Source organism: Nostoc sp. C96 (assembly GCF_059384975.1).
The window spans coordinates 4000665-4023864 of the sequence record NZ_CM182020.1; the positions used below are offsets into that span (position 1 = coordinate 4000665).

Consider the following 23200-nt stretch of genomic DNA (forward strand, 5'->3'; position numbering starts at 1 on the left):
TTGCTCAACTTTGGGAACCCTCCGAACTTTGCTCAACGCGGGGAACCCGCGCACGCAACTTCTCGCTGAGTGCTGAGGAGCCACTGCGTTGCTTTGGTTCCCAAAGTTGAAGCAAGTGGTGTTGCTGAGTACTAATTTGCAAAGCAATTGCAAACATTAGTGCCGTAGGCGCTTTCTCAACTCAGCACTCAGCACTTTCAACTCAGCACTACTTAAGTAACTGTAAAAATACGTAGAATTTTTAGCTGAAAATAACTTATTACACAAATAGCTTGATAACTACTGACGATCGCGCCTCACATCAGCTATCTTGTTGTGATGATCGCTTAGATAAACCAGTCAAACTTTAGGAACTCTTCAAAGGATTTCCAGCATAAATTACCTGCCAAGAGTTGATTTTGGTTTAAATAATTAAACTAGAGCGTAATGCTCCCAGCCATTCTTCGCGCAGCGAGTTGACAGTGCATGAGCTACTGCTTAAATCCAACCTGTCCCAATCCAGAAAATGTAGTGTATAGCCAAAGGTGTCAGTCGTGTGGCTCGCGCCTACTGCTGCGCGATCGCTATCGGGTGAGTAAACCGTTAGGTCAAGGTGGCTTTGGAGCAACCTTCTTAGCTCAGGATGAAGCTTTACCTGGAGAACCGAGTTGTGTCATCAAGCAATTACGTCCTTCAGGCAACGCACCTCACGTTTTGCAAATGGCGCGAGAACTATTTGAGCGAGAAGCTAGAACTCTAGGTAAAATCGGCAACCATCCTCAAGTCCCCAGACTACTCGACTATTTTGAAGAACAGGAACAATTCTATCTAGTCCAAGAATATATTAGCGGCGCTACCTTACAGCAGGAAATCAAAGCTAATGGAGTTTTGAGCGAAGCAGGCGTTAAACAATTTTTGAGCGAGATTTTACCTTTACTGCAATACATCCACGAGCAGAAGGTAATTCATCGTGATATCAAACCAGCCAACTTAATTCGCCGTAGTCAAGATGCCAGAATGGTCTTGATTGACTTTGGTGCTGTCAAAAACCAAGTTACTCAAGCTGCACCTAGTCAATCAGGACAGACCGCCTTAACTGCCTATGCAATTGGTACTCCTGGTTTTGCACCGCCAGAACAAATGGCGATGCGTCCAGTTTACGCGAGTGATATCTACGCTTTAGGAGTCACCTGTATTTATTTACTCACTAGCAAAACTCCTAAAGATTTAGATTACAATCCCACAACAGGTGAAATGATGTGGGAACAGTTGGTGCATGTGAGTGATCACTTGACTGGTGTATTGCGAAAAATGTTAGATGTTTCTGTTCGCAATCGTTACCAATCAGCCGCAGACGTTCTCAGAGCCTTAGAGATGGAGCCTTACTTAGATAGTTTGGCTAAAAGCTTGCTAGTAAAATCTGACACCAATACTAAAGAAAAAACATCGCAACTTGGAGACAACTCTGCTATTTTATGCAGCAATCCTTCTGCTGTAGGAGCTACAGCTACAGGAGTAGCACAGGTAGCAGCAGCCATTCGGGCTAGACGAGCTAAAATTGCCGAGGCCGCTGGTGCAGATGCTGGTGGAATAAGACCAGCAGCTATGGGTAAACCAGGAATGTTGCCTAACAGCAATAGCAATAGTGCGAATACTCAACAATCCAAAGCTGGACGTAGATTAGACAGTCAAACTTTATTAACAGCCTATCTCAAGGGAAGAAGAGATTTTGCCTTACATAATTTAAACTTCCTGAATCTCCAAGGTAGTGAATTGTCAGAAACCAATTTCCATTCGGCTCAACTGCAAAGCACTAATCTCCAAGGAGCAAATCTTCACAATAGCGATTTTGGTAGGGCTAGTCTCACTCGCGCCAATCTCAGAGATGCTAATTTAAGCAAAGCTTATTTCAATCATGCTGACTTGGAAGGAGCAGACCTGCGGGGAGCAGATCTTAGTTATGCTCATTTGAGCAATGCTAATCTTCGAGGTGCTAATTTGTGTGGTGCTAATCTAACTGGAGCCAAAATTTTAGATGAGCAACTAGCACTAGCAAAAACTAATTGGATGACAGTACGTCCCAATGGTAAACGTGGCTTACTGTAATTCAATAGTGAAAAATTGCAGATTTTTACCAATTTTAAAAAGTAAGTATTAGACTCTAATAGTTTGGATTAATTAAGAGCAAAATTAAGTAGTAATACGCTCTACTTAATTTTGCTCTTCGTATTCACTCCGAAATTTATGCTGTAAATTTAATCTTTCTAATATTACTTAAGAAATGCTTAAATTATTCTTAATGATTAGCATCTGTTAAAATTAGACTACAGTAATTTACAATATAAAACAAAGTTACATAATATTTTTTTTAAATTCAAGTTTTACGATATTCATAACTAAGTACCAAAATTTAAGTAGGAATTCTTAGTAAAAATCGTCAAACTTAATTCTATTGAGTTGCGAAATTTTTAAAATAGCAACAAAAACTAAACAGGCAATTGTTCCTGATTGTAGGCTGAGAAAAAAGTTCATGACCAACATCAGCAAATCATATCTATTTACACTAAAAAATTCAGCCAAAATTGCTGAGTTCCAGAGTAAGCAAATAGAGCGAAAGTTAAGCTTATATCAAGTATTTGTCAAATTGTACGAACACCATAGTGGACTTCTAGAAGATATTCTTCAGATGGAAGACCTATCATTGTCTGGTATGACAGGTTTAAACTCCAGTTATGTGCAAGGTGTAGTGAATGATGACAAGGTTTACTTAGTCACTAACTTGGGAGATAATCAAACTCAAACGCTACTACAAGCACAACAAATTTGGACAATCGGACGCGATCGCCATTGTGGGATATGTATAGGTGATAAATATCTGTCTCGTCGCCATGCGGCTATTCAATATATAGATCAAGAAGATGAAGATATAGATCAAGAAGATGAAGCAGGTTTTTACTTAGTAGATTTTAAAAGTACTAATGGTTCCTTTGTGAATGGTGAACGTGTCTATCAGCGCATTAGACTCAAAGAAGGCGATCGCGTTCGCATCGGTAATCTTACTTTTAATTTTTTCTACAACGATAACCGACGCATTTTACCAACAGTAGCAATGGAATTACTGATGCAGCTTTCATCTCGCAAAAGCTGTAATATAGATGATACATTGAGTTATGTTACTCCAGAAAAGTACTTACCTGAAATTACCGACAAAGCTGTTCCATTTACCAAAAATTTTGGCTTAAACCCTCCAAATAGTCATGATGGTTTTAGTACAGAACAGAAATCAGATATTTTAGATAGATTTTTCAACCAAATTACGCCTTCGCCAATATAAAAAAACAGTGAACAGTTATTATTTGTCACTGTTCACTGCTCAATCAGCTAAAACACAACAGGTAGTCCTGAGTAATTCGTATTGACAAAGGACTAATGACAGCTTTAAGCAGAGTATGTGCAACTTGAACGCACCCCATCTGACTTATTCTTCTTCTTCGTATTCTTCTTCCTCATCTTCACTGACTTTAGCTACAGAATTAGCAGAAACAACAGCACCCATATCAAGTTTCTGACGCACTTGCTGTTTAATTTGTTCAACGAATTCCGGCTTTTCTTCTAAGTATTTAATAGCATTATCTCTACCTTGAGAAATGTTGTCACCGTTATAGCTATACCAAGCACCCTTGCGAGTTAAAACCCCTGTTTCTTCAGCTATATCGACTAAACAACCTAAAATTGACACTCCCTTACCAAAAATAATGTCAAATTCCGCCACCCTAAAAGGAGGTGCTACTTTGTTTTTAGCTACTTTTACCTTAACGCGGTTGCCAAATTCTTCTGTACCTTTTTTCAAAGTTTGAATGCGGCGAATATCTAAGCGCACAGAAGCGTAAAACTTTAAGGCGTTACCACCAGTAGTGGTTTCTGGACTACCGTAGGTAATGCCAATTTTTTGCCGCAGCTGGTTAATGAAAATTACTGTACAACCAGATTTACCAATATTCCCAGTAATTTTACGCAGAGCTTGGCTCATCAAGCGTGCTTGTAAACCCACATGAGCGTCTCCCATATCGCCTTCAATTTCAGCGCGGGGAACTAATGCTGCTACTGAGTCGATAACTACAATGTCAACAGCAGATGAACGCACTAGTTGATCAACAATTTCTAAAGCAGCTTCCCCTGTATCCGGTTGGGAAACCAGCAAATTTTCGATATCTACACCCAAAGCTGCCGCATAAGTAGGGTCTAAGGCGTGTTCAGCATCCACAAAAGCAGCAATACCACCTAATCTTTGAACTTCAGCGAGGGCATGTAGTGCAACTGTCGTTTTACCAGAACTTTCTGGGCCATAAATCTCAATTACCCGCCCTTTGGGCAAACCACCACCTAGAGCTAAATCTAAGGTGAGCGCTCCAGTGGAAATTGTCTCCACCCGCATCCGGGTTGCATCGCCCAGGCGCATAATAGCTCCTTTACCAAAGCTGCGCTCAATCTGGTTGAGTACCATATTCAGGGCTTTTTGCTTGCCGGAATTATCAGTGTTGATAGCCATTACTGCCTCTATCTATATATATGGATTTATGGAGTGTTAGGTTTGGATGTGAAGTAGAACAGATATACTATTTTAGCCAGAAAATGCGGAAATAGGATTTCTTAGAGAAATAAACGTGACAACATCGTAACGCGATCGCTACCTAATTTGAGTAGTCTTTCTCCCCCTCAACTATTATGGCTTTCACCATACCGGCTGGCTAAGTTGGTGTCTCCTAAGCAAGATTGTATCTGAGGTGTTCAGCACTACCACGCTGGGAAATGCAAGGTTTTGTTAGGATTTGGATAGATAATTTGCTAGTTTATTCTGCCCCCCTTAATTAATGACGGCCGATTTTACTGACTCTGTAACTTTCAATACAGCGCTTTCTGTAGCTGGTTTAACTGATTATATCCGCTTGCTGTTAGAGCAAGATGAGCAACTACGGCAAGTTTGGGTAACAGGGGAAGTATCTAGCGTGAATCACCATCGGAGTGGGTTATTTTTTACACTCCAAGATCCAGATGGAACAGCAGGGATTAAGTGTGTCGCCTGGAATAGCCAAGTAGCAAAACTAGTACAAATTCCTGCGGTTGGCGAACAAATTATCATTTTGGGTAGTATCCGTCTGTATCCGCAAAGGGGAGAATATCAGTTAACGGTTTGGCAAGCTTTACCTGCGGGTGTAGGGTTACAAGCATTACGTTATCAACAATTACGTAACCGTTTGCTATCAGAAGGGTTATTTGACGAGGAAAGAAAGCAGCAGCTTCCACCCCATCCCCAAACGATCGCAGTTGTGACTTCACCCACTGCTGCGGCTTGGGGTGATATTCAAAAAACCCTCAAGCACAGATACCCAGGTTTACAAGTATTATTTTCGCCAGCAACAGTACAGGGAGAACAAGCGCCAGAATCGATAGTTAAGGCGATCACCAGGGTAGAAAGAGATGGTCGCGCTGAGGTGCTAATTTTATCGCGGGGTGGTGGTGCGGTTGAAGAATTAGCTTGCTTTAATGATGAGCGTGTTGTCAGGGCTGTAGCCGAGTGTTCTATCCCGGTAATTACTGGGATTGGTCATCAACGAGATGAATCCTTTGTAGATTTAGTTGCTGATGTCTGCGTACATACACCGACCGCAGCCGCAGAATTGGTTGTGCCTGCTTTGTCAGAGTTGTATGCTCAACATCAGCAGCGAATTGATGCTTTATATGATGCGGTGTATGAGGTGAGGACATCTGCTGAAAATCAACTGCAAACATTACGTAATCGCTTGCAAAGGTTAGGGTTAGATAGGCAAGTCAAACAAGAAATGCAAAAGTTACAGTGGAAGCGTCAGCAACTTTTGCAAATCACCAGCAGGCGATCGCAACAAGCCACACAGCACTTAGAAATGTTACGGCAAAAGTTAGCCACCCTCGACCCCAAAGCCGTGTTAAATAGGGGTTATGCGGTGGTACGTCAAGAAAATGGGGCGATCGCGCGGACTGCAACAGAGTTAACCGTCGGGCAAGAATTGTTGATTCAGTTGGGTCAGGGAGAAGTTAAAGTGAAAGTTACGGAAGTGACTACAAAAACCCAAAAAGATTGATGGTTAAACGCAAAAGTTCCTCGGATTCTGAAGCGATCGCCAGTGTGAATTACGAGGCGAAGGTAGTGGAAATTGAAAAAATTATTGCCCGGATTGAAGCGGGTGAATTAGGATTAGAAGAAGTATTTGAGCAGTTTGCTACTGCTGTTGAGCATATACGTCAATGTGAAAGCTTCTTGCAACAGCGACAACAGCAAGTAGATTTACTGATTGAAACCCTGAATGATGAGTAGTTTTAGCAAAGTTTATCAATACACAAAGTGAACAACAAGATACCCGACTTCTTGAAGAAGTCGGGTATCTGAACTTTTCAGGCGCTATTCCTAAACTTATAGGACTTACGCATTGACAGAAAAGCCAAAATAACGGGTGGAGTTTTCAAGGCTAATAGCTAGATTTTTCAATGAGATTTTAGCGATCGCACTCAATTAAAGGTGATTGATAAGAGCCTGAAACAACGTATTTACGTTAATGCACAAGATAGTTATTTTGTACAGTGCGTAAGTCCTAACTTATACCAATTTGAAAAATGATTGCGACACATTGATTGGTGAAAAGCTCATCTTTAAGCAATTCCCCAATCCAAAATCCAAAATCTAAAATCCAAAATGGTATTACCGCTATAGATGACTGATTTTTAACCTGAAGCATAATTCTCCCGTTAGTAATAATACACAAGAGCAAAAATCTGGTAGAGTAACTCGGAACGTAAGCTGAAAATCCCTTTCCGCAGAATTTTCAGGTGTTTAGGCAACTACTAACGGGAAAAAATTATGAAACCTTTTCTCTTTGTCACTGACTTGGATCACACCCTCGTAGGTAATGACGAAGCTTTAGTAGAACTAAATCAAATACTGAGTCAACATCGCCAAGAATACGGCACAAAAATAGCTTATGCTACGGGGCGATCGCCTGTGCTTTACCGCGAATTGCAAGTTGAAAAAAATCTCATCGAACCAGATGCGCTTGTCTGTTCTGTTGGGACAGAAATTTATCTCAATAACAGCGACAGCCCAGATGCAGATTGGTCAGATATCCTGTCGCCTGGATGGAACCGCGAATTGGTATTTTCAGTAGCTAAGTCTTTTCCAGAATTATCACCACAACCGGATTCTGAACAACGCCCGTTTAAGGTAAGTTTCTTCGTTAAACAAGAATTTGCAGATAAAATTTTACCACAGATTGAGACAAAACTACAAAAGTATGCTTTAAATATAAAGTTAATCTATAGCAGCGGTATTGACCTCGACATTGTGCCGCGTTCCAGCGATAAAGGTCAGGCAATGCAGTTTCTTCGGCAAAAATGGCAATTTGCAGCAGAACAAACAGTTGTCTGCGGTGATTCAGGTAATGATATTGCTTTGTTCGCTGTGGGCAATGAACGGGGAATCATAGTCGGTAATGCCAGATCAGAGTTATTCCAATGGCATTCTGAGTATCCTGCTGACTATCGATACTTAGCACAAGGCTCTTGTGCTGGGGGAATTTTAGAAGGTTTGCAATATTTTGGATTCTTATGATTAGCTATCTCAAAGGTATTATTGCTGGCGTTCAGACAAATAACGGTAATCGCGTCATTCTGACTCTGGAAGTCAATGGCATAGGTTACGATTTGCAAGTTCCGCAACGATTGGCACAGCAGTTGCCAGAATCGGGAGGGGTGGCGCAAATTTTCACCCATTACCAAATTCGGGAAGAAGTGCCTTTACTCTACGGCTTTGCTTCACCAGCAGAACGGGACTTATTTCGTCACTTGTTAACAGTTAGCGGTATTGGTGCAGCATTAGCGATCGCCCTCTTAGACACTTTAGAATTACCAGATTTAGTCCAAGCGATTATTGCTGGCAACACCCAAATCTTAATTCAAGCCCCTGGAGTGGGCAAAAAAACCGCAGAACGCATCTGTTTGGAACTCAAAAGCAAGTTGATTGAGTGGCGCAAATCAGCCGGGTTCTTCGTCGCTACAGGCGGCCCAGCACCAGGGATTTTGGAAGAAGTGCAGATGACTTTGTTCGCTTTAGGTTATACAGCCCATGAAGTCAGCCACGCCTTACACGTCGTGAGTGAAGACATTGGACTACCAAAAGATGCCTATGTGGAAGATTGGATTAAACAAGCGATCGCCCACCTCAGCAGCGAACAAGTTCAATAGAGGCTAGTACTTTTACCCAACAACTATTGACTATTGACTATTGACCGTTGACTAATTATCAAAGAATTTAAAAACGCCCACAACTGCAAATCGGTAAAATCTGGAATTGCCATAAATGCGCCGACTGTTTGCAGAATTTGTGGATCTTGAGTGGAGGCGATGCCAATGGTAGGAATACCAGCCGCAACGGCTGCACGAATACCAGAGGGAGAGTCTTCTAGGGCGATCGCTTTCTCTGCGTTAATCTTTAATTTGTTTAAAGCAGCTTGATAAGGTGCAGGATCAGGTTTACCTGCGGTGCAATCCTCTGCCAAAATCACTGTATGAAAAGCTTCTTTAATCCCTAAAACCTCAAGCACAAATTCTACATTTAACCTGGGGGCGTTGGTGACTAATGCTCGTTTTAGCTGATGTGTGTCTGTCCAGGCTATGAGTTCAGCAAACCCATTTAAAGGTTGTAGTTGGGAAGCCAGTTGGCGAAAAAGCGCTTCTTTGTCGTCAGCAAACTTCTGTCCTGCTGTTGCTGATAATTGCGGCAAGATATCTTTGACAATTTCTGGGTTCAAGCGACCACTAATCCGAGATTTGTAGAATGTTTCATCAATCTCGATGCTGTGGCTTGCCAACATTTGCTGCCAAGCTTGGTAGTGAATCGGATCAGTATTAACAATAGTCCCGTCTAAGTCGAAGAGAATCGCATCTAGCATAATTCTTTAATTGTAAATAATTGTTAACTTTATTTACATAGTTTACCTTATTTGATTCCCTTTATACTGATATTAGGAACTAGTGCAACAAGGCAAAAGTAGAAATAGCACTATAACTATTGTCCAGGTGAATTTTACACTTCCCACTTCACACTTCACACTTCAAAAAATGGTAGCTACCCAAAATTTTTTTCACGTTGATGATTTAGCCGTACAGATTTACAATTCTGAAGCGGAAATGGCTATCGATGTTGCACAAATCGTACACAAATATTTAGAAGATGTCCTGAAAAAACAGGATAAAGCAGCTGTTTTATTAGCAACAGGTAACTCCCAACTCAAATTTTTAGATGCGTTAATACAGTTGGGTGGTGTAGATTGGTCAAAAATTACTTTATTTCATTTAGATGAATATTTAGGAATTACGGCTGATCATCCTGCAAGTTTCCGGCGTTATCTGCACGAACGTGTAGAAAATAAACTGAATCCGCAGCAATTTCACTATATTCAAGGTGATACATTAGAGCCTGTGGCTGAATGCGATCGCTACACTCAACTTTTGCAAGCACAGCCAATAGATTTATGTTGTTTAGGCGTAGGCGAAAATGGACACTTGGCTTTTAACGATCCATCGGTAGCGAATTTTCAAGATCCTTATAGTGTCAAGTTGGTAAAATTAGATCTAGTCAATCGCCAACAACAAGTAAATACAGGCCACTTCCCTAATATTGACAGTGTTCCACAGTATGCTTTTACAGTCACTCTGCCATTAATTTGTTCAGCTAATAAAATTATCTGTCTAGCACCAGCAAAACGTAAAGCTCAGGTAGTAAAACAGATGTTACAACAAACAATAAGCACCGATTGTCCTGCATCGATTCTCCGTCATCAATCACAGGCAACGTTATTTTTAGATACAAATTCTGCTAGTTTATTGTAGAAAAAAGCTAGGAATCATATCTTTTTATTAAGCTAATCGTCATTTAAATTGCATCATTTTCATGGTAATAAAAGCTGTAAACCCTCTCCCTTGCGGCCTCAATGTGCAAACTAAATGCTTAACAGCTTACCACTCCTCACTTGCTAATTTAATCCTAGATAAACAAGCCTCAAGATAAGGACAATCTTCACACTTCAGTTCTTTCCCTGGATTAGCACATCCACAAGGCGGACTAATGAAGCATTCACTAAGTTTGTTAGATATTGAATTAGGTTTAAATATTATCTCCGCAGCAGCTTCTTGGAGACATAAAATCACATCTTTTACCATAATTTTTCACCTTTATTATCTAGATAAACCAATTAATAAATTTGCCCCTGATAAAAAATTTATACTGAATTCTATTTAATAAGTTTCAATATAATTTCTCACATATCAATGGCAGTTTCATACTACAGACCACCTTACCCAAGCTGAAACTTGATCCTCGAATACAAACTCTCGTCTCTGAGAATTAGCAGTCTCAGCTACTAGCACTTTCAAAGTTACGGTTTCCATATTATGGTTCATAATTTGCTGCCCGTAACCAATCACTTTTCCTAGATGACCTGTTTGTTGATTCAGCACATAATCACCAATGGTGAACATAGTGGCACATTCAAGGTCTATAAATAAATTATTTTTTATAAATTCTCTCTGGAGAATTAAATAAAAACCTCATTCTTACAGCATGATTTAATTTATGCTACCTAAATATATTTTCTGACTATAGATAGATGTCATCCCATTTTGGATTTTAGATGGGGAATTGCTGTCTGTGTCTAGGTTCTACCAATCATTTCTTCAATTAATATCAGCAAGTAAAGTAAAAATTTGTTTGAGATAAATTTTGAATAATAGTAAAAAAACCCAATTTTTTGGCTGAATTTATGCCTAAATCGGGTTTATGTATTTTGGTATTAAAGATTCATCCTCATCTGTTAAAAGCTAACTCTTTTTTTTGTTTCATGATAGTTAAATACTCACTACGAGTTCCATCTACACGGTAGTGGTCGCAGATACGACAGAGTTTGATAAGATCCAATCGACTAAATACTTTTTGGCGTTCAATTCCGTTATCGTTTCGCCAGCGCCAAAAAGTTGTACGGTCAATACGGCGATCACTCTCAGGCCATCTTCTGCGAGATAAAAAATCTACCAGTTCTGCTTCGTAAAATAAGTAACCCTTCGGTAACTTCAAGAGTTCTGCTCTTAAATCATTTAGCGGGATGAGTGGATCTAGCTCAGATAGTCTCATACCAGCAAGCCCTTATAGTTTCTTGTAAGTTCGATTACACAGAACGCCTCTACAACACGGTTTTATCACTTTCTCTTGAGTTAAAATACTGTTAAGTTAAGCCTGAATAGAGTAATCAGAAGTAGGACGAACTTATAGTTATATATTTTTCTCCCTACCACTTTTTCTACCCGCTTTTCTCAACAAACAGTACAAATTTTCGTGATTTAATCAAACACAATAAACTGATTGATATTTAATTGCAACCCTTATGCAACAAATTGCATCCTACAAAAACTACTATTTTTGATTTGCAGGTATTTTAAATAACTAAAAATATACTTTTGGATAGATGTAAAATTAATATTAAATAAATATGTAAGCGATCGCCATTTGTCTACAGAATTAGTATAGGCGATCGCCAAACTCATACTACATTGACCCAAAAATCCGCTGTGTCAACTTTTCCATTGCGCTGGAACTGCATCCAAAGTTTATAAGTTCCCGGCTGGGGAAAGCTGGTGACAAATTGTATTTGTCCATCAGCGCTATTTTTGAGAGCATGGGCATGAATATAATCGGAGACTGCTAAAGGTGATGAGCTTTTTACAATTACTAAATGCCCTTTTTCACCTAAATAAGGTTGTAGATCCTTAATTAGCTGATTATTTGCTGCATCTTTAACATCAAAATTTAAGGTTACTTCTTTACCTGCTGAAATATTTTTATTAGCAAAGTTAAGATTAACTTTAGTATTAGATAAAACCTTGGTTTTTTCAAACTTTTCTAAATTTTTCGGTAGTGGAACTGAGCCGGGAATTTTGACCTGCATCAGTGAAACTGCCTCTTTTTGTCCAGATGGTTTATAGTCACTAAACAAGCTATAATCACCAGGACTAGAAAAATTAGTACTTACTTCAAAACGTCCATTACCTTTGTAAGTTGGATGAATGTGATCATAAGTAGCGAGATCATCTCTAACGACAATTAAGTGCATAAGTTTTTCTTGAAAAGTATCAAACTTGTCGATAGATTTGCCAGCAGTATCTTGAACATTAATGACTAAATTTACAGACTGATTCGGCACTATATTTTTTGGTGTAGTCAGTTTAGCTTGGGTAGTAATTTTTGTATTAGCTTCATGACCAGTATGTTCCATTGAGTTTTCTTGATGATCACTCGACATATCATGCGGATGATCCGTATGTTGTGAATCACTAGCAGATACCTGCGTTTCTCCAGATTTTGGTACCGATGAGCAACCAGGTGTGATCAATAAGCTAGTTAGTACAATAATTCCAGTCAAAAAACGCTTCATTTTGCTTTTATTCTCCAAATAAATCTAACATTTCAATGAAAATATAGCGTAACTGCTTACAAGATGACTAACCAAGCTGAAGCATATTTGCATCTTTTAACCAAATACTAATAGCTATTTAAATTGACTAGCCTAGATCAATTTGGATAAACAATAGTTGGTCATTCATATTACAGGCAAAATCGTTATCAGAATAAGTTATATTTGTTATAAGAGAGAATGCCAATTTCAGAATATTTACGGTAACAAGCAACTCGTTTTTGAGATAACTTAATGTCAATCAATATTTATTACATTACTTAGTTTAAAAGTGCATTATTATGCAGTATGAAGGACATAGGTACTTTGTGGGTGTCTGTACATTGAGGAGGTAAAAAACTCTTTGCCAACCATGACGCTCCAGTAAAGACTTTTACAATAAATAGGTTTTGAGGATGGCGTTTTTAGATAGTTTTTTTTTCCTAACCAGTTTATTCCCCACGGGCATTGCTATCTTTGGAAGCCAGGATTAGTCTGGCTGCATGTTGTTTCAGATACACTAATTGCCATAGCTTATTATTCAATTCCATTCATACTGGTGTATTTCGTCAGCAAAAGAAAAGATGTGCCTTTCGGCTGGATATTTTTAATGTTTGGTGCATTTATCATCGCTTGCGGTACAACTCATGTGATGGATGTGTGGACGCTGTGGTATCCCACCTATTGGTTATCAGGATTGATTAAAGCAATCACAGCTTTAATCTCGGTAACTACCGCTGTACAACTTTTACCGTTGATCCCTCAAGCACTAGCTTTACCTAGCCATGCACAATTAGAAGCAGCAAACTCTCAACTAGCAACAGAAATTGCCGAACGTAAACGTACAGAAGAAATACTCAGAGAAAGTGAAGAACGATGGCAATTAGCTTTACGTGGTAATAATGATGGTATTTGGGATTGGAATATCAAAACAAATAAAGTTTTCTTTTCCTCTCGTTGGAAAGAAATGCTGGGTTATGCAGACAATGAGATTGAAAATAACCTTCAAGAAATCTGGATACGAGTCCACCCAGAGGATTTAGATTCTGTAGTGAAAGCAGTGCAAGATCACTTTGCCAAAGTTACGTCATTTTACGCGACTGAATTTCGAGTTCTGTGTAAAGACGGGACATATAAATGGATATTAGATCGGGGTCAAGCATTGTGGGATGAAGCTGGTAATGTAGTCAGGATGGTAGGTTCTCATACTGATATTACTGAGCGCAAGCAAGCCGAAGAAACTTTGAGTGAAATACTCGCGCAACTAGAAATCAAAGTAGAAGAACGCACAGCCGAGTTAAAAAGAATCAACGAATCACTAGAGGCAGAAATCGCTAAACGTAGAGAGATAGAAAAGGCATTACGAGATAGTGAAGAGAGATTCCGTACAGCATTTCATCAAGCAGCAGTTGGTATTGCACATGTAGGTTTAGATGGAAGATGGTTATTAGTTAACCAAAGGCTGTGTGATATTGTTGGGTATACAGCCGAGGAATTAGAGTCACGCACTTTTCAAGAAATTACTCACCCCGATGATTTAATTACATCGTTGAAATATGTTGATGAAATATTAATAGGTAATATTCAAACTTATACAATCGAAAAGCGTTATTTTTGCAAAGATGGTTCTGTCGTCTGGATTAATCTGACTGTATCTTTAACACACAATATTGCTGGAGAGCCTAATTACTTTATTGCTGTCATTGAAGATATTAGCGATCGCAAACATTCTCAAGCGCAAATTCAAGCATCATTACTCGAAAAAGAAGTTTTACTGAAAGAAATTTACCACAGAGTCAAAAATAATTTACAGGTAATTTCTAGTCTGCTCAATTTGCAATCTGAGTATATTAAAGACAAACAAGATCTGGTCATTTTTCAACAAAGTCAGCAGCGCATTGCCTCAATGGCTTTGGTTCATGAAAAAATGTATCAATCGCCTGATTTAGCTCGGATCGATTTTGGGGAATATATTCAAGATTTAGTCACCAGTTTATTTAGTTCTTACGAAGTTTACGAAGGTGCAATCTCTTTAAGATTTAATGTTGATTGTCAGGTGTTACTTGGCTTAGATTTAGCAATTCCCTGTGGTTTAATTATTCATGAACTGGTTTCTAACTCTTTAAAATATGGTTTTCCTAATGGTGGAGATGGCGAAATTTTTATTGGAATTACAGAAAAAGTCGAACAGCAATTTACCATTACCGTAAGCGATAATGGTGTGGGTTTACCACCTAATTTTAATTTCAAAAATACAGCATCTTTGGGCTGGCAGTTGGTTGATGCTTTGACTCAACAAATAGCAGGAAATATTAATATTAAAATTAATCCTGGTGTAGAGTTTCAAATAACATTTCCATTAATATAAGTTAGGTAATCCATATTTAACATACTCAGACATCAGGAGGCAGAAAGAGGTTTTCATCTCATGGATTTTTTTAACAAATTTATTTTTATCTTTGCTTGGTAATTACTTGTACAAAATACATACATGACAGACGCAAATATTTTAGTTGTCGAAGACGAATCTATTGTTGCTAAAGATTTACAAAATAGACTGAGAAAATTTGGTTATACAGTACCGGCTATTGCTTCTTCAGGACAAGAAGCAATTAATAAAGCTGTAGAAATTATCCCTGACTTAGTGCTAATGGACATAAGATTAAAGGGGCAAATGGATGGTATACAAGCTGCGGAGCAAATTCATAAATACTTAGATGTTCCCATAATTTATTTAACTGCTTATGCTGATGAGAATACCTTAGAAAGAGCTAAAATTACCGAGCCATTTGGTTATTTACTCAAGCCTTTTAAAGAAAGAGAACTACAAACTAATATTGAAATAGCTCTTACAAAACACAGACTAGAAAAACAATTAAAAACCAATCAAAAATGGTTATCTACCCTATTAAATAGTATTAGTGATGGAGTGATATCGAGTAATAGCAATCAACTAGTCACTTTTATGAATCCGGTGGCGGAAAAATTGACAGGATGGACACAATCAGAAGCAATTGAAAAAAATATATCAGAAATATTTAAAATTATTGATTTAACAACTCGTGAACTCTTAGAAAATCCGCTAACAAAAGTTTTACAATCAGGGGCGATCGCACCTCTCTCGACAATAACTTTACTGATTGCTCAAAATGGGGGCGAAACACCAATTGAGCAGAGCGCCGCACCTATCAAAGACGACAAAGATAATATTACAGGCGCAGTGTTAGTGTTTCGGGATGTGAGTGAACGGTTACAAGCAATGGAAGCTCGACAAAAGCAAATGCAACAAGAGCAACTTGTAGCTCAGTGGGAGCAGCTGAATCAACTCAAAAATGACTTTTTAAATTTAGTTTCCCATGAATTGCGATCGCCTCTGTGCCACATGAAAGGTATGATCCAAATGTTACAGATGTCCACAGCTGTTCAAGAACAGCATTACTTTCTGGACGTTTTGGAAGCAGAGTGTGATCGGGAAATGGAATTAATCAACGACTTATTAGAGTTACAACGCCTCGAAAATTCATCTAATCTCCTGCTGGCTCCTGATTTATTACTCTTCCAACAATGGCTACCTTGGTTAATCGAGCCATTTCAAATCCGCACTCAAGAAAATCAACAAACCTTGCAGTTAAATCTTCCAGAAAATCTGCCTTCACTATTCTCCGACCGTACCTGCTTAGAACGCATCTTAGTGGAATTGCTCAATAATGCTTGTAAGTATACGCCTAGTGGCGGTGCAATTATTTTGAGTGTCAGCCATGAAATTTCGGAATTTTCAGTCAAAATGCTGATTACCATTAGTAACTCAGCCGAAATCCCCATCACCGAATTACCCAAGATTTTTGAAAAATTCTACCGCATCCCTGATACAGACATTTGGAACCAAGGTGGTACAGGCTTAGGTTTAGCGATCGTCCAGAAATTAATAGCACAACTGCAAGGTAGCATTCAAGTCATCAGTAACCAGGGATGGACGACATTTACTTTAACATTGCGTGATTTAGAACTGTCGTGAAAATTAAGAGTTGTGAGTAGGGAATCTCACAACTCCTTTTCTCAACCTAGAAGACAAAATGTTAAACCGCCAAGACAAGACTATAGCCGCACTAGCTAAACCAATTGCTAAACCCCACCACAAACCGAGCGCTCCCAACCCAAACCAAATTTCTAAAGCGTAACCAGTTAATAAACCAACACACCAATAAGCAAAAACTCCAATCAACATTGGGATGCGAGTATCTTTTAGTCCGCGTAACGCTCCAGCTGCGGTGACTTGTATTCCATCAACAATTTGAAAAATCGCTGCTACCGCCAGTAATTTCATTGCCAAGGCTATCACATCTTGATTGTTGGGATTGTCAATATCCAGGTAAAGTGAAACCACCAATTTTGGAACTAGCCAAAATATCAATCCGGCGATCGCCATAGACAAGGCTCCCAAAGCAATTCCCACATATCCAGCCAGACGCACACCCTTCAAATTTTGCTCTCCGGCTAACTGTCCTACACGTACTGTAGTGGCGAAAGAAATGCCCAAAACCATCTGAAATGACATAGAAGCCGTTTGCAAAGCAATTTGATGGGCGGCCAGAGCAGTTGTCCCTAATTGTCCGATAATAAATGTGACAACAGTGAATAATCCCGCTTCTACGGCAATTAATCCGCTAATGGGTAAGCCAACCTGAAAAATATCCCAAAAAATGTGGCGATTTTGTTGCTGAAAACTGGAATTAGCTGAAAATTGAAAGATTTGGTAAACAGCAAAGCGACGCTGACTCAATATATAAATAATCAAGACAATAAACATACTCCATAATGACAGAGTACTTGCCCAACCAATACCAGCTAATCCAAGGGCGGGTAATCCTAATTTGCCAAACATTAAAACATAGTTAGCTGTAATATTGAGTAACGTACCCAAGACCACAGTTACCATCACTAACTGCGGTTGTGAGAGGGCAGAAAGAAAGCTTTTCAGCACAGCAAAACCCAATCCAGGGATAAAACCCCAAGCGATCGCTCTTAAATAAGTTTGCGCTAATGCGGCGGTATCAGCATTTTGTCCCAACAGCACCAACAAAGTACTTCCATGCCAAAGTAAGACTGTAATCGGTATCCCTAACAGCAGAGATATCAATAACCCTTGTCGCACAATCTTGCCAACTTCTTCCAGCTTTCCGGCTCCGTAGGCTTCCGCCGCCAAAGGACTGACAGCCGTAATCATCCCTGTAGTAATCATCAAAAAAAAGATAAAGAGCGCAGCACCCAAACCTCCAGATGCGATCGTCTGACTTCCTAGCCAACCCATCATCACTGTATCTACAAAGCCAGTTGCTGATTGCGCTACTTGTGCTGCTGCTAACGGAACAGCTAACAGCAGACATTGTTTAACTTCAGAAATCAATCTGGAGCCACTGGTTTTGTCATTCATCATCAGATTTAAAAATTACGAGATACAATTTCACGAAAAAAATGATACAAAGTTATCGGTTTTCCATTCTTTCCCCTTGCTCCCTGCTCCCTGCCCCCTGCGGTCTATTTGTATCAAAATTTAAAGTGAAACAGTATGAGGATGGGAGAATTTACCATTTCTGCTTTTGTAGGATACGGCAAAAATGAACCACCAACAGCAGTTTATGTTGTTGGTGGTTAAATTCACTCCTCTAAATGGTCGATTTCTTCTGATTCATATTCATCTGTATCGATTGGCTCTACCACTTCTTCCTCGTCCTCTTCCTCATCTTCGTAATAGTTTTCTGCAAATACGTAAGGTTGTAATCGACCAGTACTAGCTAACCAATCAAGTAAAGATTGCTCTTGCTTGAGAGGAATTATTGGTGCTGGCTGATAACGGGGTTCTTCGTGGAGAGCAGGGTTAGACAGCTTAACCATTGTGTTTGACCCCTGAAGAGTTTCTCTGCATCCCAAGTTGCTTTCAGCAATTGCAACCCGGTATGATTAACAGTTTGCTGCGTGTAATTTTAAAAGCCTCTAACTTGTGGTAGATGTTCTTCTTTCCACAAGAATGATTTGGGGGATAAAAAATTGTGATGTGCGATCGCCTACATTGTCTGTGATGGGTGCAATGTATATCTTTAATTACCTGTCTCCAAACATAAACACAACAACCAAGCAAAGCCTGATTGTTGTGTAAGGGTGTGGCACTTACTGTTAAGCTCTGCTTAGGAAGTCAGAGCGTAGTTTTACTTGTAAAGTTCTGTCGCTAAACGCCAAGCCAGAAGGCCTGGAACTAGCGCCACAACTAGAGCAATATAAACTTGGGTATCTGAGATGGGCATGGTTCAAAATCTCCTAAGCTCAAATCAATATTGGACAGTTCGTTTACTACTTTTCCTTGTTTTGCTGATTTTGGGGAATATCTTGTTACAAGATGCAACAAAAGCCCTTGTCGGTCAGTAGTCTATAGTTATCTTTCATTATAAAAATTTATAAAAATATGGATTTGTATTTAGGAATTGATTATGGCACTTCTGGCGCAAGGGCGGTGGTAATTGATGAGCAAGGCAAGATACAAACAGAAGTGCGCTATTCTGGGCAGAAGTTGGAGGCTGCACACTGGAAAAGTGCTTTATGGAGCTTATTAGCAGAGATTTCTGAGCCATTGCGGCGAGAAATCAGAGCGATCGCTATCAATGGGACTTCCTCTACTGTTTTGCTGTGTGATGGGGCTGGTGAGCCTGTAGCTGCACCTTTACTGTACAACGATGCACGGGGAGCAGTTGTGTTGGAGCAATTGAGGCAAATTGCGCCGCCCAACCATACAGTATTAAGTGCTACTTCCAGTCTTGCCAAACTTCTGTGGATGTCACAGCAAGCATTTTTCTCAGAAGCTCGCTATTTTCTGCATCAAGCCGATTGGTTAGCCTTTCTCCTGCATGGACAATTGGGTAGTAGTGATTACCACAATGCTTTAAAGTTAGGCTATGACGTGGAAGCGTTGCAATATCCAGAATGGTTGGAAAAACTAGAAATACCGATTCAGTTACCAACAGTTTTAGCACCAGGAACGCCAATTAGAGAAATTCGCCCGGATATTGCATCTCAGTTCGGTTTACCAAAAGATTGCTTGGTATGTGCAGGCACAACTGATAGTATCGCCGCTTTTATTGCCAGTGGTGCAGAATCTCCAGGGGAAGCGGTGACATCTTTGGGTTCAACCTTGGTACTGAAATTATTAAGCCATACCCGTATAGAAGATGCCAGATATGGAATTTACAGTCATCGTTTTGGTGATTTGTGGTTGACTGGCGGTGCGTCTAATACTGGCGGTGCAGTGTTGCGAGAATTTTTTACCAATGCAGAGTTAGAAAGCTTGAGTCAGGAAATTGATCCAGCCAAAGTTAGCAACTTAGATTATTATCCCTTATTGCAACCAGGCGATCGCTTTCCCATTAATGACCCTAATTTACCACCAAGACTCACACCCCGTCCAGATGAACCAAGGGAATTTTTACATGGTTTGCTAGAAAGTATGGCGCGGATAGAAGCACGGGGTTATGAATTACTACAAAACTTGGGAGCAAATCAGGTACAACGAGTTTATACAGCAGGCGGTGGTGCAGCAAACTCTACTTGGAATGCTATTCGTCAACGGCATTTAAAAGTACCTGTAGTTGCCTCAGAAAACACCGAAGCCGCTTATGGGACAGCACTTTTAGCGAAAGCAAAAGCAAGCAACCACAAGGATGAAAAAAAGTTTACCTAAAAAAACCAGAATTCCTGTGTTTTTTCTGATTTTTTTGGGAATGCTAACGAAGAAGCGATTTCCAGCCTGAGAAATTGCTTGCTTAAGCAGTATCAAACTTTTATAGGATTTTTATGTCTAGACGTTTGCCCAAAGGCCGTAGCGCCAGTTCAGTTGCTTTAGAACCAGAAGTTGCGATCGCTCTTATCGGGCTATTTTCCGGCGCAGCTGATGGTGAAGGTATTAGCTACTCCGAAGAATACGCTTTGAGTGAAATGCTGGGCGAAATTGCTCAATTTGAAGATTATTCTGAAGAAGATTTTGAAGAATTAGGCGAAACATTAGTCTCTCTGTTAGAAGAGGAAGATCCAGAAGACTTAATTGCCAAAGCGATTGAATCCTTGCCAAACAGAGGTTATCGTGAAGCCGCATACATCACCGCTATTTTGGTAGTAGGTATTGATGAAGAAGTACCCGATAGCGAACAAGATTATATTTCTGAGTTGCAAGAAGCTTTGAATATTTCCAACGAACGCGCTCAAGAACTTATAGATGAAGTATTTGGAGAAGACGAAGAAGAATGTGAAGATGACGAAGACGAAGACGAAGAATAATTTTTAAATATTACTAGGAGTGGGTTAGGCGATCGCTAACCCACCTAAAACAAAATTCCACTCCCATCATCCGCAACCTTCAGGGTGCTTTCTACCTTTTAATCAATTTCCACAAAGTCAACAATCTTACAACAATCCCCGATAACGAATAAAAATCAATACCTTTGCCCCAAATCGAACGGTCAGTTCGGGGATAGGCAATCAAGATAAACACTATTTCTATGATTGAGTAGTAGAGGGTTTAGTACGCTGCTGCTGATAAAAAGTAACAACTTTTCGGACATAAGCAGCAGTAAAGCCACTGTTACAACCTGTATAGTTACCAGTCATCCACCAACAAGCAACACCATTAACCGCCGCAGTTTCATTATTGTTAGCGGCGCGTAACTGTTTGTCTAACTCTCGACGCGTAATGCAAGAAATAACTTGGCGTGCAGTTGCTGGATTATTTTCAAACTGTGTTGGTGTAAGTTCTTTTTTGAGGCAAAATTTCGACCAAGCTTTGACTGTACCAGGTTGAACTTGCCAATCACTATAAAGTCCATCGTTGACTTTACCCGTTTGGGGTGCAGCTTTTCGCAGCGCTTCTACCATTGCTGCAACTTGCGTATTAGAAACCGACTGTTGTGCTGGAACAGCTAATGCAGATACTCCAAGGCTAACACTGGCAAGTAATGTACTCATTAACAATCGCATCAACTTTTTCCTCATCACTCCAGACTTCAGTGTAAAACCAAGATGGACTATCCGACATCTTCCCAAACATCAGCATCAATAAGCTAAAGCAATGAAATCAATAAAACTTTTTTTGTCAAGTCCACTTGACCTTTTGTAACAATATTGTTAAATTTATTTACATAAGTTAACAAGCAAGGAAAAAAATTATGTATACCACAATTAACGAAGATGGCATTCTGAATAACTATGCAACCGAACCTAAGATGTATTACGCCGAGTATCCAGCCATTTGGGAACAACGCCGTTACGTTATCCAAGGCGCAGTTGCAACTGCACTTGTAACAGCTTTAGTTTTATTTGGGTTTGTAGTTAGTTAAGATTTTGAGACTTCGGTATATCCCATCGACATTTAGACCTTCTCCTTTGACCTCGGTAAGTTTCGCCGGGGTTTTTGCTATTCACTGACAACAGTAGGGAAAATCCGACTCAAAGCCGCAAACTGCTGCCAACATAGGTATAAAGCGCGGGGTACATGAAAACATCCCTTCCATTTACCGCCTTTGAGATTTAATAATACTTCTCCACGCCGATTAAGATAGCCAAACCACTCTCCATATTCGGGATCAGCAAAGTGCTTCCAGGCGTAATCGTGCATTTTTTCATACCATTCCCAGCAAGCGGCACGTTTTGTCAGATGATAACCCATTGCTAATGCAACTAAAGATTCTAGATGTACCCACCACAACTTTTGATCCCATTCCAATTGCTGTGGCGGATGTCCATCTGCATCCATAAAGTAATACAAGCCGCCGTATTCTTCATCCCAAGCAAAATTCAAGATATTTAGCACCACATCAACAGCTTGGTTAATCGTTTTACTGTCATTTTTCCGGCGGGCGATATCCATAATAAACCACATCGCTTCGATACCGTGACCAGGATTAATCAATCTGCCTTCAAAACAATTGATATGAGAACCATCGGGGGCGACATTTTCGTACATTAATCCCCGTTCTTGGTCGAGGAAATCACTCATCACTTCCTTAACGGTTGTGGCTAAAACACTTTCTAAAGTTTCACTTGGTAGCAACCATTCCATTTCGAGAGTCAGGTTAGCTAAAATCATCGGCACAGCCAAGGCTTTCATTGGGCGTGTGCCGGGATAAGTTTTAGTATATTCACCTTTGGGATTATCTTGGCGACGTAATACATTGTTGTAAGCTTGCATTGCCACATCTTGCGCCCATTCTTCACCGGAGGCTAAGGCATATTGGCTAAAAGCCATTGCAGCAAAGCAATCAGAAAAAATATTATAAGGCTGTACTAGGGGTTGACCTTCACGAGTTAAGGCAAAATACCAATTTCCTTCAGCATCTCTGCCATGTTGGGCGAGGAACTTTGCACCATTGCTGGCAATTTCGAGCCAGTTTTCCCGTTTTTCTAATTGGTTGCATAACATCGAAAAAGTCCAGACTTGGCGGTTTTGCAACCAGATAAACTTGTCGGTGTCGTAAACTTGGCCTTGACGATTTAAGCAGGTAAAGTAACCGCCTTGTTCCAAGTCTAAGGAGTGCTGTTCCCAAAATGGGAGTACGTCATTTAGGAGTGCGTTTTTGTAAAGTTCCGCCAAGGCTTTAAAATCGTACTCCATAAATTTTCACCCTTGTATCAACACCAACAGGGTTAAATTATCT

General features: G+C 39.8%; 25 protein-coding genes. 13 read left to right on the forward strand and 12 right to left on the reverse strand.

The annotated features are described in order from the left end of the window. Window positions 1–4: 4 nt before the first annotated feature. Window positions 5–157: a hypothetical protein gene (locus AC504W_RS17060; protein ID WP_494873470.1), complete on the reverse strand. Its 153-nt coding sequence runs from the start codon at window positions 155–157 to the stop codon at window positions 5–7. 308 nt (window positions 158–465) lie between these two features. On the opposite strand from AC504W_RS17060, the gene AC504W_RS17065 reads away from it, so the two are divergent. Both AC504W_RS17065 and AC504W_RS17070 read left to right on the forward strand, forming a co-directional pair. Then, entirely contained in the window at window positions 466–2085 is a 1620-nt protein-coding gene (locus AC504W_RS17065) for a serine/threonine-protein kinase (protein WP_494873471.1), read from the forward strand. A 424-nt stretch (window positions 2086–2509) separates the two neighbouring features. After that, on the forward strand, window positions 2510–3313 hold the full coding sequence (locus AC504W_RS17070) for an FHA domain-containing protein (protein WP_494873472.1): 804 nt from the start codon (window positions 2510–2512) through the stop codon (window positions 3311–3313). A gap of 144 nt (window positions 3314–3457) precedes the next feature. Here the strand turns inward: AC504W_RS17070 and recA are convergent, their stop codons facing one another. Next, window positions 3458–4528, reverse strand: a complete 1071-nt coding sequence (gene recA / locus AC504W_RS17075; protein WP_096578306.1) for a recombinase RecA — start codon at window positions 4526–4528, stop codon at window positions 3458–3460. 322 nt (window positions 4529–4850) lie between these two features. Here recA and xseA point away from each other — a divergent pair, with 322 nt between their 5' ends. From xseA to ruvA, 4 genes are all read left to right on the forward strand, one after another. Then, window positions 4851–6098 (forward strand): exodeoxyribonuclease VII large subunit, encoded by a 1248-nt coding sequence (xseA, locus tag AC504W_RS17080; protein WP_494873473.1) that lies wholly within the window; start codon window positions 4851–4853, stop codon window positions 6096–6098. Continuing rightward, complete coding sequence (gene xseB, locus AC504W_RS17085; protein WP_494873474.1) at window positions 6098–6331, forward strand: exodeoxyribonuclease VII small subunit; 234 nt, start codon at window positions 6098–6100, stop codon at window positions 6329–6331. The genes xseA and xseB overlap by 1 nt, the downstream gene beginning before the upstream one ends. A gap of 540 nt (window positions 6332–6871) precedes the next feature. Then, entirely contained in the window at window positions 6872–7618 is a 747-nt protein-coding gene (locus AC504W_RS17090; protein ID WP_494873475.1) for a sucrose-phosphate phosphatase, read from the forward strand. Further along, window positions 7615–8250 carry a Holliday junction branch migration protein RuvA gene (gene ruvA, locus AC504W_RS17095; protein WP_494873476.1) on the forward strand — a complete coding sequence of 212 codons (636 nt, stop codon included), beginning with the start codon at window positions 7615–7617 and terminating at the stop codon, window positions 8248–8250. Before AC504W_RS17090 ends, ruvA begins: the two co-directional genes overlap by 4 nt. A gap of 23 nt (window positions 8251–8273) precedes the next feature. Here the strand turns inward: ruvA and AC504W_RS17100 are convergent, their stop codons facing one another. Continuing rightward, window positions 8274–8957, reverse strand: a complete 684-nt coding sequence (locus AC504W_RS17100) for an HAD family hydrolase (protein WP_494873477.1) — start codon at window positions 8955–8957, stop codon at window positions 8274–8276. 169 nt (window positions 8958–9126) lie between these two features. Here AC504W_RS17100 and AC504W_RS17105 point away from each other — a divergent pair, with 169 nt between their 5' ends. Further along, on the forward strand, window positions 9127–9897 hold the full coding sequence (locus AC504W_RS17105) for a glucosamine-6-phosphate deaminase (protein ID WP_494873479.1): 771 nt from the start codon (window positions 9127–9129) through the stop codon (window positions 9895–9897). Between the two features lie 126 nt (window positions 9898–10023). Here AC504W_RS17105 and AC504W_RS17110 read toward each other — a convergent pair whose 3' ends face one another. The 4 genes from AC504W_RS17110 to AC504W_RS17125 all read right to left on the reverse strand — a co-directional run bounded on the left by AC504W_RS17110 (window position 10024) and on the right by AC504W_RS17125 (window position 12491). After that, a complete protein-coding gene (locus AC504W_RS17110) occupies window positions 10024–10227 on the reverse strand; it encodes a hypothetical protein (protein ID WP_096578320.1) in 204 nt (67 codons plus the stop codon). A gap of 117 nt (window positions 10228–10344) precedes the next feature. Beyond that, window positions 10345–10545: a hypothetical protein gene (locus AC504W_RS17115; RefSeq protein ID WP_096578322.1), complete on the reverse strand. Its 201-nt coding sequence runs from the start codon at window positions 10543–10545 to the stop codon at window positions 10345–10347. Window positions 10546–10870: 325 nt separating this feature from the next. Then, a complete protein-coding gene (locus tag AC504W_RS17120; protein WP_096578324.1) occupies window positions 10871–11194 on the reverse strand; it encodes a hypothetical protein in 324 nt (107 codons plus the stop codon). A gap of 406 nt (window positions 11195–11600) precedes the next feature. Next, window positions 11601–12491, reverse strand: coding sequence for a DUF8832 domain-containing protein (locus AC504W_RS17125; RefSeq protein WP_494873480.1), 891 nt, complete (start codon window positions 12489–12491; stop codon window positions 11601–11603). Window positions 12492–12963: 472 nt separating this feature from the next. Here AC504W_RS17125 and AC504W_RS17130 point away from each other — a divergent pair, with 472 nt between their 5' ends. Next, window positions 12964–14877 carry a PAS domain S-box protein gene (locus tag AC504W_RS17130; protein WP_494878677.1) on the forward strand — a complete coding sequence of 638 codons (1914 nt, stop codon included), beginning with the start codon at window positions 12964–12966 and terminating at the stop codon, window positions 14875–14877. 123 nt (window positions 14878–15000) lie between these two features. Continuing rightward, entirely contained in the window at window positions 15001–16524 is a 1524-nt protein-coding gene (locus tag AC504W_RS17135; RefSeq protein ID WP_494873481.1) for a hybrid sensor histidine kinase/response regulator, read from the forward strand. Window positions 16525–16527: 3 nt separating this feature from the next. On the opposite strand, the gene AC504W_RS17140 is transcribed toward AC504W_RS17135, so the two are convergent. Both AC504W_RS17140 and AC504W_RS17145 read right to left on the reverse strand, forming a co-directional pair. Continuing rightward, a complete protein-coding gene (locus AC504W_RS17140; protein ID WP_494873482.1) occupies window positions 16528–17943 on the reverse strand; it encodes an MATE family efflux transporter in 1416 nt (471 codons plus the stop codon). Window positions 17944–18164: 221 nt separating this feature from the next. After that, window positions 18165–18401: a DUF3134 family protein gene (locus AC504W_RS17145; RefSeq protein ID WP_494873483.1), complete on the reverse strand. Its 237-nt coding sequence runs from the start codon at window positions 18399–18401 to the stop codon at window positions 18165–18167. 106 nt (window positions 18402–18507) lie between these two features. Here AC504W_RS17145 and AC504W_RS17150 point away from each other — a divergent pair, with 106 nt between their 5' ends. Next, window positions 18508–18663 (forward strand): hypothetical protein, encoded by a 156-nt coding sequence (locus AC504W_RS17150; protein WP_494879363.1) that lies wholly within the window; start codon window positions 18508–18510, stop codon window positions 18661–18663. A gap of 49 nt (window positions 18664–18712) precedes the next feature. On the opposite strand, the gene psaM is transcribed toward AC504W_RS17150, so the two are convergent. Further along, window positions 18713–18808 (reverse strand): photosystem I reaction center subunit XII, encoded by a 96-nt coding sequence (gene psaM, locus AC504W_RS17155; RefSeq protein ID WP_015115322.1) that lies wholly within the window; start codon window positions 18806–18808, stop codon window positions 18713–18715. Window positions 18809–18966: 158 nt separating this feature from the next. Here psaM and AC504W_RS17160 point away from each other — a divergent pair, with 158 nt between their 5' ends. Together AC504W_RS17160 and AC504W_RS17165 are read left to right on the forward strand one after the other, a co-directional pair. Continuing rightward, window positions 18967–20235: an FGGY-family carbohydrate kinase gene (locus AC504W_RS17160; RefSeq protein WP_494873484.1), complete on the forward strand. Its 1269-nt coding sequence runs from the start codon at window positions 18967–18969 to the stop codon at window positions 20233–20235. Window positions 20236–20348: 113 nt separating this feature from the next. Then, window positions 20349–20828, forward strand: a complete 480-nt coding sequence (locus AC504W_RS17165) for a tellurite resistance TerB family protein (RefSeq protein ID WP_494873485.1) — start codon at window positions 20349–20351, stop codon at window positions 20826–20828. Between the two features lie 219 nt (window positions 20829–21047). Here AC504W_RS17165 and AC504W_RS17170 read toward each other — a convergent pair whose 3' ends face one another. Next, window positions 21048–21524 (reverse strand): hypothetical protein, encoded by a 477-nt coding sequence (locus AC504W_RS17170; RefSeq protein WP_494879365.1) that lies wholly within the window; start codon window positions 21522–21524, stop codon window positions 21048–21050. Window positions 21525–21712: 188 nt separating this feature from the next. On the opposite strand from AC504W_RS17170, the gene psb34 reads away from it, so the two are divergent. Further along, window positions 21713–21883 (forward strand): photosystem II assembly protein Psb34, encoded by a 171-nt coding sequence (gene psb34 / locus AC504W_RS17175; protein ID WP_494873487.1) that lies wholly within the window; start codon window positions 21713–21715, stop codon window positions 21881–21883. A 77-nt stretch (window positions 21884–21960) separates the two neighbouring features. On the opposite strand, the gene AC504W_RS17180 is transcribed toward psb34, so the two are convergent. Next, on the reverse strand, window positions 21961–23157 hold the full coding sequence (locus tag AC504W_RS17180; protein ID WP_494873488.1) for a n-acyl-d-glucosamine 2-epimerase: 1197 nt from the start codon (window positions 23155–23157) through the stop codon (window positions 21961–21963). Window positions 23158–23200 lie beyond the last annotated feature (43 nt).

Bases quoted from the DNA above. Each gene is read 5' to 3' on its own strand.
- AC504W_RS17140 (WP_494873482.1), bottom strand. From the start codon at position 17,943: ATGATGAATGACAAAACCAGTGGCTCCAGATTGATTTCTGAAGTTAAA.
- recA (WP_096578306.1), bottom strand. From the start codon at position 4,528: ATGGCTATCAACACTGATAATTCCGGCAAGCAAAAAGCCCTGAATATG.
- AC504W_RS17165 (WP_494873485.1), top strand. From the start codon at position 20,349: ATGTCTAGACGTTTGCCCAAAGGCCGTAGCGCCAGTTCAGTTGCTTTA.
- psb34 (WP_494873487.1), top strand. From the start codon at position 21,713: ATGTATACCACAATTAACGAAGATGGCATTCTGAATAACTATGCAACC.
- AC504W_RS17170 (WP_494879365.1), bottom strand. From the start codon at position 21,524: ATGCGATTGTTAATGAGTACATTACTTGCCAGTGTTAGCCTTGGAGTA.
- AC504W_RS17120 (WP_096578324.1), bottom strand. From the start codon at position 11,194: ATGAGACTATCTGAGCTAGATCCACTCATCCCGCTAAATGATTTAAGA.
- psaM (WP_015115322.1), bottom strand. From the start codon at position 18,808: ATGCCCATCTCAGATACCCAAGTTTATATTGCTCTAGTTGTGGCGCTA.
- AC504W_RS17115 (WP_096578322.1), bottom strand. From the start codon at position 10,545: ATGTTCACCATTGGTGATTATGTGCTGAATCAACAAACAGGTCATCTA.
- xseA (WP_494873473.1), top strand. From the start codon at position 4,851: ATGACGGCCGATTTTACTGACTCTGTAACTTTCAATACAGCGCTTTCT.
- AC504W_RS17110 (WP_096578320.1), bottom strand. From the start codon at position 10,227: ATGGTAAAAGATGTGATTTTATGTCTCCAAGAAGCTGCTGCGGAGATA.
- ruvA (WP_494873476.1), top strand. From the start codon at position 7,615: ATGATTAGCTATCTCAAAGGTATTATTGCTGGCGTTCAGACAAATAAC.
- AC504W_RS17100 (WP_494873477.1), bottom strand. From the start codon at position 8,957: ATGCTAGATGCGATTCTCTTCGACTTAGACGGGACTATTGTTAATACT.
- AC504W_RS17160 (WP_494873484.1), top strand. From the start codon at position 18,967: ATGGATTTGTATTTAGGAATTGATTATGGCACTTCTGGCGCAAGGGCG.
- AC504W_RS17180 (WP_494873488.1), bottom strand. From the start codon at position 23,157: ATGGAGTACGATTTTAAAGCCTTGGCGGAACTTTACAAAAACGCACTC.
- AC504W_RS17070 (WP_494873472.1), top strand. From the start codon at position 2,510: ATGACCAACATCAGCAAATCATATCTATTTACACTAAAAAATTCAGCC.
- AC504W_RS17060 (WP_494873470.1), bottom strand. From the start codon at position 157: ATGTTTGCAATTGCTTTGCAAATTAGTACTCAGCAACACCACTTGCTT.
- AC504W_RS17105 (WP_494873479.1), top strand. From the start codon at position 9,127: ATGGTAGCTACCCAAAATTTTTTTCACGTTGATGATTTAGCCGTACAG.
- AC504W_RS17135 (WP_494873481.1), top strand. From the start codon at position 15,001: ATGACAGACGCAAATATTTTAGTTGTCGAAGACGAATCTATTGTTGCT.
- xseB (WP_494873474.1), top strand. From the start codon at position 6,098: ATGGTTAAACGCAAAAGTTCCTCGGATTCTGAAGCGATCGCCAGTGTG.
- AC504W_RS17125 (WP_494873480.1), bottom strand. From the start codon at position 12,491: ATGAAGCGTTTTTTGACTGGAATTATTGTACTAACTAGCTTATTGATC.
- AC504W_RS17065 (WP_494873471.1), top strand. From the start codon at position 466: ATGAGCTACTGCTTAAATCCAACCTGTCCCAATCCAGAAAATGTAGTG.
- AC504W_RS17090 (WP_494873475.1), top strand. From the start codon at position 6,872: ATGAAACCTTTTCTCTTTGTCACTGACTTGGATCACACCCTCGTAGGT.
- AC504W_RS17145 (WP_494873483.1), bottom strand. From the start codon at position 18,401: ATGGTTAAGCTGTCTAACCCTGCTCTCCACGAAGAACCCCGTTATCAG.